Raw genomic sequence first — 11,438 nt, 5'->3', positions numbered from 1 at the left:
GCCGCTGACGGCGCTGCCGTACTGCTGGTAGCTTTTCCCCGTCCCTCACCGGAGTCGCAAATGGCGGTCTCGCGTCGCTCATTCGTCCGTGCCCTTGGCCTCGGGGGCGCCGGCGCCCTCACCGCCCCGAGCTGGGTCCACGCCCGCGGTCTCGAATCACTCGGCGGGCAGGCCGATGCTGCCGCGCTCGAGCGCATCGCGCAAGGCAACGGCATCCGCCTGATGAGCAACGAGAATCCCAACGGACCGATTCCCTCGGCCATCCGCGCGATGCAGGCCAGCTTCCACGAAGCCGCGTGGTATCCGGCGAGCACCGAAGCACGCGTCAGCGCCGCGCTCGCGCGCGCCAACGGCCTCAGTCAGGACCAGGTGCTGCTCGGCTCCGGATCCGGTGAGATCCTCAAGATCGCGGTCGAGGCGTTCTGCTCGCCCACCAAGCATCTCGTCACTGCGGTGCCGACCTTCGAGAGTCCCACCGCCGCCGCGCGCACGATGGGCTATCCCGTGCGCGAGGTGCCGCTCGACGCGCAGCTGCGCCTCGACCTCGACGCGATGCTGCGCGAGGTGAAGGGCTCGGGGTTGGTCTTCCTGTGCAATCCCAACAACCCCACTGGCCACGTGCACGGCCGTGCGGCCGTCGAGGGCTTCATCCGCGCCGTGCTCGCCGCCGATCCCGAGACCGTCATCCTCGTGGACGAGGCCTATCACGAGTTCGTGGACGACCCCAGCTACGCCAGCGCGATGTCGTTCATCGGCCGCGAGCCGCGCGTGTTCGTCTCGCGCACCTTCTCCAAGATCTACGGCCTCGCCGGGCTGCGCGTCGGCTACGCCTTCGGCCAGCCGGCGACGCTGCAGCGGATGGCACGGCACCGCGTGGTCAATGGCGTCGGCGCGCTGGCGCAGGTCGCGGCCCTCGCCTCGCTCGAGGACGCCGCCCAGATGCGGCGCGAACAGGAGCTCAACCGCGAGGCGCGTGCGTTCACGACCAAGCTCTTCACCGATCTCGGGTATCAGGTGGTCCCGTCGCAGACCAACTTCGTGCTCGTCAACGTGCGCCGCGACACCAACGCGTTCCGCACGGCCTGCCAGCAGCGCGGCGTGATCGTCGGGCGGGCCTTCCCGCCGCTGATGCAGTGGTCGCGCATCTCGATCGGCACGATGGCCGAGATGCAGCGCGCCGCCGAGACGTTCCGGCAGGTCCTCGCCTAGGGCGCTGGCGGCGCGGCCGGCGACGGCACCGTCGGCTGCGAACCCGAGGGCCGGCGCGGCTCCTCGACGATGTCTACCGGGAAGGCCTCGAGCACGCGGTCGAACACGCTCCGCAGGCCGGGCAGGTCCTTCAGCGTGACGAGCAGCGCGCTCATCGTGATGCTCACCAGCACGATGGCATAGGTCGCGGCCTGGATGGTCTCGCCGCCCGGGATGCCCATCTGCAGCGGCACGCCGGCCAGCACCGCCGCGGCCAATCCCTTCGGGATCAGCACGGCCACTGCCGCTACGTCCTTCCGGATCATCGTCTTCGGCAGGAGGTTCGGCATCATATAGAGCCGCGCCAGCGTGAGCACCAGCATCAGCGCCACGGCCTCGGCGAAGAGCCGCGGATCGTCGAAGCGCATCGAGACGCCGAGGTACACGAAGAAGAACGTCTTGAGCAGGAACACCACTTCCTTGTAGAAATCCGATTCCACCGGCGTGACGCCGGAGAACGGCCGCCCCTTGAACCACTTGGAAATGCCCATCTGCTCGTGGTTCGACAGCGTGATGCCGTACGCGAGCACGGCAATCGCGCCGGCGAAGCCCAATAGCTCGGCCAAGCCGTAGAGCACGAAGGCCGAGGCCAGCGTCGAGAAGATCGTCGTCGGGAACTGCCGCACCTTCTCCCAGATCAGCAGCCAGCCGATGCCGCCGGCGACGCCGATGACGGCCGCGAAGATCAGCGCCGACAGCGTCTGGCCGGCCATCCGCCCGATGTGCACCTCGCCCTGCGTCGCGGCATTGAGCAGCGCGAAGGTGAACACGATGCTGGTCACGTCGGTGATGGCGCTCTCGAGGATGACCACCGTCCCGGCGCGCTCGCGCAACTTGAGCACCTTCACCATCGGAATCACCACCGCCGCCGACGTCCCCGATGCGATCGTGCCGATCAGCAGGGCGCTCAGGATCGGCAGGTCCAGCGTGAGGTAGGCGATACCGCCCACCACCGCGATGGTGAACAACGACGTCGCCAGCGTCACCTGCAGCGTGCTGCGCGCCGAGCGCACGATGTCGCCGATGTCCAGCGTCGTGCCGCTCTCGAACAGGATCACTGCCAGTGCGATGGTTGTCAGCACCCCGCCCACCGACCCGAACGACTCCGGCCCGGTCCAGCCGAACACCGACGGCCCGGCCAGGATACCCAGCCCGATCAACACCAGCACGTCCGGCACCCGCGACCGGTCGAACGTGTTCGACAGGAAGTGTGCGAAGAAGAACAGGATGCCGAGCGTGAGGATCGTCGAGGCCAAGTGCAGGTCCGGTCGTGAGGGCTAGCGCGCCGCGGCAGCGACGCCGAAGGCAGGATTGCGGCGGTGCGAGAAGATCAGGTTCGTCTCGAGGTGCGCCACCTCGGTGCGTCCCGCGAACGCCGACAGCACGAACTCCCGCAGGTGCTCGGCGTCCCGCACCGCCACGTGCACGAGGTAATCGTTCGCTCCGGCAAGATGATAGTACGTGCGTACCTCGGGCAATGTCGCGATGTGCCGTTCGAACGCCGAGATGGCCGCCCGCACGTGCTTCTCCAGCCGCACCGACACCATCGCCTCCAGCGTCACGCCGTACACCTGTACCGCCACCTCGGCGTGGTATCCCTGTAGTGCGCCGAATCGCTCCAACCGACGCACGCGGGCCAGGCAGCTCGACGGCGACAGCCCGACTTTGGCGGCCAACTCCTTGTTGGTCAACCGCGCATCGTGCTGTAGATGTGCCAAGATCAGGTGATCCGTTCGGTCCAGTGCGGCTGGAATGGCATCTGACAGAATCTTCTGCGGCAAATGTGGCTCCTCGGCCGATTATTGGCGGAATTATAGCACATTCCCGATCAGGAGATGTGCCGTGTCCAAAGCCTTCGCCACACGCGCCGTCCACGCCGGCCGCCACGACTTCAACGCCCTCGGCGTGCACGCCCCGCCGCTAGACCTCTCCTCCACCTATCCCACGCCGGACCTCGGCGCCGCCGCCGCCAGCTTCGACGCGCTCGTCACCGGCGAGGCGCCGCAAGGCTCCGGCATCTACTCGCGGCTCTACAATCCGACCACCGATCGCTTCGAGCGCGCACTCGCCGAGCTCGAAGGCGCGGAGGATGCGGCCGCGTTCGCGTCGGGAATGGCCGCCATCACCGCCGTCCTGATGGACGCCAAGGCCCGCGGCGGTCACATCGTCGCGGTCCGTCCCATCTACGGCACCACCGACCACCTCATCTCCGCCGGCACGCTCGGCCTCGACGTCACCTGGACCGACGCCGACCACATCGCCGATGCGCTACGTCCCGACACCGCGCTGGTGCTCATCGAAACGCCCGCCAACCCGACGCTCGCGCTCATCGACATCGCCGACGTCGTGCGCCAGTCCGGATCCGTGCCCGTCTGCGTGGACTCCACCTTCGCCACGCCGGTGCTCCAGCGTCCACTCGCGCACGGCGCGACCTTCGTCGTGCACTCGGCCACCAAGTTCCTCGGCGGCCACGGCGACGTGCTCGCCGGCGTCGTCGCGGGCGCGCACAGCGCCATCGCGCCGCTCAAGCACCTGCGCGCAGCCACCGGCGGCGTGCTGCATCCGCTGGCCAGCTATCTCCTCCACCGCGGCCTACCCACGCTCGAGCTGCGCGTGCTGCGGATGCAGGAGACGGCGCGCCGGCTCGCGATGCGCCTCGCCGACGACGCGCGCATCGCGGAAGTGATGTACCCGGACCTGCCGCATCGCGACCCGCGCGAACTGCTTGGCCGGCAGATGGCGGGACCAGGCAGCCTGCTCTCGTTCCGCCTCGCCGAGGACACGGCCGAGGCGATGCAGCGGGTCATCAGCGGGCTCACTCTCATCACGCCCGCCGTCAGCCTCGGCTCCACCGACACGCTGATCCAGCCGCCGGCCGCCCTCACGCACCGCGTGGTGGACGCCGCGGCGCGTGCGGCCACGGGCATCTCGCCGGGCCTCGCGCGGCTCTCGGTGGGCCTCGAGGACGTCGAGGATCTCTGGACGGACTTGGACCGCGCCCTTGCCGTGGTGCGGGCGCGTGCACCGTTGCATTCTACGGAGGTACCCGCCCTCACCCTGTGAACCGAGCCGACGTCATCAATCGCCCGCGCTGGGACGACCACGACTGGTCGCCATTGCCACCCCTGCCGCACGATGGCCACGCCGACGTCTGCGTCGTCGGGCTCGGCGGCAGCGGCCTCTCCGCCATCAGCGAGGCGCTGGACCTCGGTGCCCAGTCGGTCATCGGGATCGATGCCGTCGACGTCGCTGCGGGGGCGGCCGGACGCAACGGTGGCCTGCTGCTCGCCGGCCCGATGGACTATCACCACGATGCGATCGCGAAGTTCGGCCGCGAACGCACGCTGGAGATCCACGCGCTCACTCGGAGCGAGATGCAGCGCATCGTCGCCGAGACGCCGGGCATCGCGCAGTTCCCGGGCTCGCTGCGCATCGCCTCATCCGCCGACGAACTCGAGGACTGCCGCCGGCAGTTCGAGGCGATGCGCGCCAACAATCTCCCCGTCGAGCACTATGACGGCCCCGAGGGCAAGGGCCTGCTCTTCCCCGAGGACGGCGTGCTACAGCCGTTGTTGCGTGCTCGCGCGCTCGCCACCTCCCTGCGCGAGCGCGGGGCGCAACTCTACGGCGGCACGGTGGCCCGGAGCATCGAGCCCGGGCGCGTGCGCACGGAGCACGGTACCATCACCTGCCGACACGTCATCGTCTGCGTGGACGGCAAGCTGGAGTGGCTCTTCCCCGAGCTGCTCGCCGAGGTGCGCACCGCGCGCCTGCAGATGTTGGCCACGACGCCGCAACTGCCGCGGCGATTCACGCGGCCGGTGTCCACGCGCTACGGATTCGACTACTGGCAGCAGTTGGAAGACGGCTCAATCCTGCTCGGCGGTGGCCGCGATCGCTTCGAAGATGACGAGTGGACCACCGATGACGGCCCTGACGAGAAGGTCCAGTCCTACCTGACGGAACTGCTCGAGAGCAAGCTCGGCGTCTCCGCCGACGTCACGCACCGATGGGCCGCCTCGGTATCGTTCACCGAGAGCGGACTGCCGATCGCACGGGCATTGGGTGGCGGCGTGTTCGTCGTCGGTGCCTATTCGGGGACGGGCAACCTCGTCGGCGCCGTCTGCGGACGCGGCGCGGCCCGCCTCGCTCTCACCGGCGACCGCAGCCTGCTCGCCCCCTTCGAGGACTGACGATGCGCTGGGACAAGCCGCCGATGCACGATGCCACCGTCTCGCTGCCCGCCTGGGTGCGCGATGCCGTGGACTTCGACGTCCGCTACGCGTCGGACGAGGACAAGATGCGCCTCGCCATCCGCCTCGCCGACGAGAACGTCGCGCACGGGACCGGCGGGCCATTCGGTGCCGCCGTCTTCGAGCGCGGCAGCGGCCAACTGATCAGCGTCGGCGTGAACTCCGTGGTGCGCCTCAACAACTGCACGCTGCACGCCGAGATGGTCGCCTACCAGCTCGCTCAACGGCGCATCCAGAGCTACACGCTCAGCGCCGAGGGCCATCCCGAGCACGAGCTGTTCACCAGCTGCGAGCCCTGCGCGATGTGCCTCGGCGCCACGCTGTGGAGCGGTGTGCAGCGCGTGGTCATCGCCGCCTCGCGCGACGACGCCATCGCCATCGGCTTCGACGAAGGGCCGGTGTTCGCCGAGTCCTACGGCTACCTCCAGGCGCGCGGCGTGGAGGTCGTACACGGCGTGCTGCGCGCCGAGGGGCGCGCGGTGCTCGAACGCTACCGCGCGCTCGGCGGGCCAGTCTACAACGGCTGACCGCGCGGCGGACGCGCAGCCTCCGGGGCACCGCCCGCCAAGTGAATCGTCTGCGTCGGGAACGCAAACGCCGCACCGTTGCCCTCGACGATCTCCATAATCTGCAGGAACAGCTCCTCGCGGATCGCGCGGAACTCGTCGATCGCCGTGGTCTCGATCCAGCAGAACAGCTCGATGTTGAGCGAGAAGGCGCCGAACTCCGAGAACCGCACCTGCACGCGGTCCGGCCAGGTCTTCGGGTGCGCGCGCAGGCACTTCTCGATCTCGTCGCGCAGCAGGCGCAGCGTGGCCGCGCTGGTGCCGTACTCCACGCCGATCATCGCGCGTAGCCGGATGCGCTCGCGCTCGGCGAAGTTCTCCGTGCGCGCCTCGGCGAGCTGGCCGTTGGGGATGGAGATGAGCGTGCGATCGATCGTGCGGATCCGCGTCGAGCGCAGGCCAATGGCCTCGATGGCCCCCTCCGCGCCGGCGGCATTCACCCAGTCGCCCACGCGGAACGGTTGGTCGACGCCGATGCTGATGGAACCGAAGAAGTGCTCCAGCGACTTCTGCGCACCGAGCGCCACCGCGATGCCGCCGATGCCGAGGCCGGCGAGGATCGTCGCGACGGGATACCCGAACTGCGAGATCACCGTCAGCACCGCCACGCCGAACACGATCACGCGCGCGATGCGCCCGCCCAGCGGGATGAGCGAACGTAGCGCCGGATGCCGCGCGCCCCAGTCGGAGACGGGGATGGTCTGCTGCAGCACGCCGATCGCGCGCAGGATGACCCAGAACACGGCCACCGTCGCGATCGCCGCCTGCAGCTCCACCATAAACCGGTGGGGCGGCGGCGCCAGCGCGATCCATTGCAGCAGCACACGGCTCGCCGCGACGCCCCACAGCAGCGTCAGCGGACCCTTGGCCGCGTCGAGCAGCAGGTCGTCGAAGCTGGTGTCGGTCTTCGACGCCAGGACCTGGAGCAGGCGGCGCGTCGGGCGCTGTAGCGTCCAACCGATGAGCGCCGCGGACGGCAGCAACACGAGCAGCGCGATCCACTGCCAGTAGAGGATCTCGAACGGCCCCGGCCTGAGCAGCGGTTCGGGCAGGTGCTCCCGGATCCAGTTGTCCGGCAAGGCTTCGTACAGGGCGTCCACCTGCGTGACCGTGGCTGCGGAGAACACCCAACGGATATCCTCGCCCGTATCGCGCCGCGCCAGGCGAATCGCAACCTCCTTCCCATCCGGCAGCTTGATGGACCCCAGCGATTCCCGGTCGCGCGGGAGGCCGTCCGCCGTGTCGCCAGCGGCGCGCGGCGAGATGCGGTCGATGTCCAGCCACAGCCCCGCGTCGAGCACCGCCTTCAGCCGCCGCGCCACGTCCGCACTGCGCGCGGCGATCTCCGGGTACGATTGGTCAATCCAACTCGCCGCCGCCTCGAAGTCACCGGCCCGCGCCGCACGGAGGTAACCCAGCACCGACGCCCGGGGCGAACCAGAATCCACGACCACCGGGGGCGGGCCATCCGCGTTCGTCGCGGGCGCGCCGGGCCGGCCGGACAGTTGGGCGCCCAGCAGCGCCGGGAACAGGACAAAGAACGGCAGCAGTCGGGTCAATCGCATCTTCCAAACTCGGCCTTTGCCACCAGCGAATCAACCCTCGGCCACAGTAGATTTCAGGTCCATCCCAAGCCCTGCGACGGATCTATGAGCCCCGCCTCCAAGACGCCCCACCTCGCCGACCCCGACAAGAACCCCTCGTTCACGCGCGGCGTGTTCCAGGGCGAGATCCACGAGGACCTGGTCTTCCCCTTCCCCCTGCCCTCGGCCGAGGAGAAGGAGACGCTCAGCCAGATCCTCGATTCCTTCAAGTCCTGGGCCGCCGACACGGTCGACTCGGCCAAGATGGACCACGACGGCAAGTTCACGCCCGAAGTCCGCCAGGGGATGGCCGAACTCGGCCTGATGGGCCTCAACATCCCCGAGGAGTACGGCGGCTTCGGTGCCGGCGCGATGGTGTTCAACCGCGTGTTCGGCGAGATCGGCGCGACCGACGCGGCGCTGGCCGTGTACTTCGGCGCGCACCAGAGCATCGGCATCAAGGGCATCATCCTCTTCGGCACGGAGGAGCAGAAGCAGCGCTGGCTGCCGCGCTGCGCCAGCGGCGAGCTCATCGGCGCCTTCTGCTTGACCGAACCCGGCTCGGGCTCGGACGCGCAGGCGATGCTCAGCACCGCCGTGCCCAGCGAGGACGGCAAGAGCTACACGCTGAACGGCACCAAGATCTGGATCTCCAACGCCGGCTATGCGGGCGTGATGACCGTCTTCGCCAAGGTGCCGGTGGTCGTGGACGGCAAGCCCAAGCAGCGCGTGACGGCCTTCATCGTGGACGCCAAGGCGCCCGGCGTCTCGCTCGGGAAGCTGGAAGAGAAGATGGGCATCAAGGCCAGCGACACGCGCACCGTCACCTTCGAGAACGTGCAGGTGCCGGCGGAGGACCGCCTCGGCGAGGTCGGCGCCGGCTTCAAGATCGCGCTCGAGATCCTCAACTCGGGCCGCCTCGGTCTTTCCGCCGGCTCGAGCCGCGGCACGCGCGAGATGCTCAAGATGGCCATCGAGTACGTGAAGCAGCGCGAGCAGTTCGGCCGGCCGATCGGCAACTTCGAGATGATCCAGCGCAAGATCGCCATCGCCGCGGCAGACTGTTACGCCGCCGACGCCGGCTGGATGCTCTGCGCGGGGATGGTGGACCGCGGTGGCGTGGACTTCTCGCTCGAGACGGCCGCGTGCAAGGTGTACGCCAGCGAACTCGCCTGGCGCTCGGCCTCCGACGCGATGCAGATGGCCGGCGGCATCGGCTACTCCAAGGAGTATCGCTACGAGCAGGCCGTCCGCGATTCGCGCATCAATATGATTTTCGAGGGCACCAACGAGATCCTGCGCGCCCTCATCGCGCTGATGGGCCTGCAGCAGCCGGGCGAGAACCTCAAGCAGGTCGGCAAGGCCTTCAAGAACCCGCTCAAGAACATCGGCGCCATCTCCAGCTACGTGACCGGACGCGCCAAGCGCACCATCACCAAGAACAAGTTCACCAGGGTGCACGAGGAGCTGGCCGACGAGGCGGATCTCGTCGAGACGGCCATCCACGACCTTGCACTGGCGGTGGAGCGCGCGCTGATCGAGCACGGCAAGGACATCATCGAGCGCCAGATGATCCAGGAGCGGATGGCCAACGCGGCCATCGACATCTACCTGGCCACCGCCGTGCTCTCGCGCTGCACCGCCGTCATCGCGGCGCAGGGCCTCGCCGCTGCCAAGGACGACCTCGACGCGGCCCGCATCTTCATCCCGATGGCAATGCGCCGCACGCGCCGCGCCATCCGCGCGATCGACAAGAACCAGGACGAGCGCCTGCGCGCGCTGGCCCAGCGCGCCTATGACACCGGGGACCTCACCGTTCCCACACCGACAGACGTGTGACCTGTATCTCGATGTCCGGCGTCGGCATTTCGTTCGGCGCCACGGAATTGCTCAAGAACGTCACCTTCACGGTCGGTGACGGGGATCGCTGGGGCATCATCGGGCGCAATGGCGCCGGCAAGTCCTCGCTGTTCAAGATCATCACCGAGGACCTCAAGCCCACGGTGGGCAGCGTCGCGCGCAAGCCAGGCCTGCGCCACGCCCTGCTCGACCAGCACCGCGCCTTCGAGGGCGCGACCACGGTCTGGGAGGCCGCCGCCGCCGCCTGGCGCGAGGTCATCGCGCTGGAGAAGTCCATCGCCGAACAGGCAATGCAACTCGGCGAGATGGGCGAGAACATCCCCGATGACTTCCTCGAGAAGTTCGGGCGCGACCAAGAGCGCTTCGCCGACCTCGGCGGCTACATCTACCACGCCCGCGTGGACGCCGTGCTGCAGGGCCTCGGCTTCGACGCCGAGGAGAGCAAGACGCGGCTCGTCTCCACGCTCTCCGGCGGCGAGCGCGGCCGCGTCGGGCTCGCCGCGCAGCTCATCGCCCCCGCCGACCTGCTGCTGCTTGACGAGCCCACCAACCACCTCGACCTCGACACCACCACCTGGCTGCAGGATTGGCTCCGCGAGTGCGACGAGACCATCATCGTCGTCTCGCACGACCGTGCCTTCCTCGACGCCATCTGCACGCACATCCTGCACATCGAGGGCCGCAGCGGCGAGTGGTACAGGGGCAACTACAGCCAGTTCGTCCCGCAGCGCGCCGAACGCCGGCTCACGCGCGAGCGCGAGATGCAGAAGCAGATCGCGTACGTGAAGAAGGAAGAGGAGTACATCCGCCGGAACCTCGCGGGGGTGAACTCCTTCCAGGCCAAGGGCAAGCGCAAGCGGCTCGAGCGCCTGCCCCGCCTCGCGCCGCCGCCCGGCGATCCCGCGGCGATGAGCCTGCGCTTCGAACCCAACGAGCGCGGCGGCGACCAAGTCATCTCCATCGAGCAACTCCGCGTCGAAGTGCCCGGCCGCGTGCTCGTGGACGACTTCACCGCCGTGCTGCGGCGCAACGACTTCGTCGCCCTCGTCGGCCCCAACGGCGCCGGCAAATCCTCGTTCATCTCCACCATCCTCGGCGACCGCGCTCCCGCCGCCGGCCGCGCGCGCATCGGCGGCAGCATCACGCCGGCGTGGTTCCGGCAGGACCTCGCCGATCTCCCGCTGCGCAAGTCGCTGATGGATGCCATCCTCGACGTGCGGCCGCTCTGGAGCCGCGGCGGCGTACAGAACCACCTCGGCGCCTTCGGCTTCAGCGGCGATGAGGTGTTCCGCGAGATCGGCACGCTCTCCGGCGGCGAGCGCGCGCGGATGGCGATGGCGCTCATCACGCTCTCGCACGCCAACCTCCTCGTGCTCGACGAGCCCACCAACCACCTCGACGTCGAAAACATCGAGGCGCTCGAGGACGCGCTCGAGGACTACGAAGGCACCGTGCTGCTCGTCAGCCACGACCGCGCCTTCCTGCGCGAGGTCGCCACGCGCGTCTGGGCCTTTGACGGCAACCGGATCGTGGACTTCGACGGCCCCTTCGTGGAGTGGGAGACCTGGCGGCACGACAAGGCCGCGCAGGCGTCGCGCCTCGAGACCGAAGCGCAGGACAAGCGCCGCGCAGCCGAGAAGGAGAAGGCCAAGAAGAACGCGGCCTCGCAGGGCGACGACCAAGCCGCCAAGCGGGCGCGCAAGCGGGCGGTGGAGGACGCCGAGGCCGCGGTGACGCGCTGGGAAGCGCGCGTGGCGGAGCTTGAGGCGTCGCTCGCGGACACCGACCTGTACGATGGCTCGGCCGATGGGGCGCAGAAGGCAGCGCGCCTTGACCAGGAGTTGGCCAAGGCGCGGACGGAACTGGATGCGGCGATGAATGCGTGGGCTGAGCTAACCGAACGCAGCTAGGGTGCGGCGCGCCACGTC

Annotated in this window: 9 protein-coding genes; 6 read left to right on the top strand and 3 right to left on the bottom strand. The window is 69.0% G+C overall.

Going from position 1 to position 11,438, the window contains the following annotated elements:
• Nucleotides 1-60 precede the first annotated feature (60 nt).
• Nucleotides 61-1,209: an aminotransferase class I/II-fold pyridoxal phosphate-dependent enzyme gene (locus KF689_03305; protein MBX3132405.1), complete on the top strand. Its 1,149-nt coding sequence runs from the start codon at nucleotides 61-63 to the stop codon at nucleotides 1,207-1,209.
• Here the strand turns inward: KF689_03305 and KF689_03300 are convergent.
• Together KF689_03300 and KF689_03295 are read right to left on the bottom strand one after the other, a co-directional pair.
• Complete coding sequence (locus KF689_03300) at nucleotides 1,206-2,504, bottom strand: cation:proton antiporter (GenBank protein MBX3132404.1); 1,299 nt, start codon at nucleotides 2,502-2,504, stop codon at nucleotides 1,206-1,208. The genes KF689_03305 and KF689_03300 overlap by 4 nt on opposite strands.
• Nucleotides 2,505-2,525: 21 nt before the next feature.
• Nucleotides 2,526-3,029 (bottom strand): Lrp/AsnC family transcriptional regulator, encoded by a 504-nt coding sequence (locus KF689_03295; GenBank protein ID MBX3132403.1) that lies wholly within the window; start codon nucleotides 3,027-3,029, stop codon nucleotides 2,526-2,528.
• Here KF689_03295 and KF689_03290 point away from each other — a divergent pair.
• The 3 genes from KF689_03290 to KF689_03280 are packed head-to-tail and all read left to right on the top strand — an operon-like array spanning nucleotide 3,001 to nucleotide 6,028.
• A complete protein-coding gene (locus KF689_03290; protein ID MBX3132402.1) occupies nucleotides 3,001-4,311 on the top strand; it encodes a PLP-dependent transferase in 1,311 nt (436 codons plus the stop codon). The two genes, KF689_03295 and KF689_03290, sit on opposite strands and share 29 nt — an antisense overlap.
• The gene (locus tag KF689_03285) at nucleotides 4,308-5,441 is read left to right on the top strand and encodes an FAD-binding oxidoreductase (GenBank protein ID MBX3132401.1); all 1,134 of its coding nucleotides are present in this window, start codon (nucleotides 4,308-4,310) and stop codon (nucleotides 5,439-5,441) included. Before KF689_03290 ends, KF689_03285 begins: the two co-directional genes overlap by 4 nt.
• A gap of 2 nt (nucleotides 5,442-5,443) precedes the next feature.
• Nucleotides 5,444-6,028 carry a nucleoside deaminase gene (locus tag KF689_03280; GenBank protein ID MBX3132400.1) on the top strand — a complete coding sequence of 195 codons (585 nt, stop codon included), beginning with the start codon at nucleotides 5,444-5,446 and terminating at the stop codon, nucleotides 6,026-6,028.
• Here the strand turns inward: KF689_03280 and KF689_03275 are convergent.
• Nucleotides 6,016-7,632 carry a mechanosensitive ion channel family protein gene (locus KF689_03275; GenBank protein ID MBX3132399.1) on the bottom strand — a complete coding sequence of 539 codons (1,617 nt, stop codon included), beginning with the start codon at nucleotides 7,630-7,632 and terminating at the stop codon, nucleotides 6,016-6,018. The genes KF689_03280 and KF689_03275 overlap by 13 nt on opposite strands.
• 84 nt (nucleotides 7,633-7,716) lie before the next feature.
• Between KF689_03275 and KF689_03270 the strand changes: the two genes are divergently transcribed.
• Both KF689_03270 and KF689_03265 read left to right on the top strand, forming a co-directional pair.
• A complete protein-coding gene (locus KF689_03270) occupies nucleotides 7,717-9,489 on the top strand; it encodes an acyl-CoA dehydrogenase family protein (protein ID MBX3132398.1) in 1,773 nt (590 codons plus the stop codon).
• Nucleotides 9,486-11,420: an ABC-F family ATP-binding cassette domain-containing protein gene (locus KF689_03265; GenBank protein ID MBX3132397.1), complete on the top strand. Its 1,935-nt coding sequence runs from the start codon at nucleotides 9,486-9,488 to the stop codon at nucleotides 11,418-11,420. The genes KF689_03270 and KF689_03265 overlap by 4 nt, the downstream gene beginning before the upstream one ends.
• The last annotated feature ends 18 nt before the right edge of the window (nucleotides 11,421-11,438 follow it).

Source organism: Gemmatimonadaceae bacterium (assembly GCA_019637355.1).
Classification (GTDB): Bacteria; Gemmatimonadota; Gemmatimonadetes; order Gemmatimonadales; family Gemmatimonadaceae; genus Pseudogemmatithrix.
The sequence above is the reverse complement of the archived record's forward strand: the minus strand, read 5'-3'. Positions and strand labels throughout refer to the sequence as shown.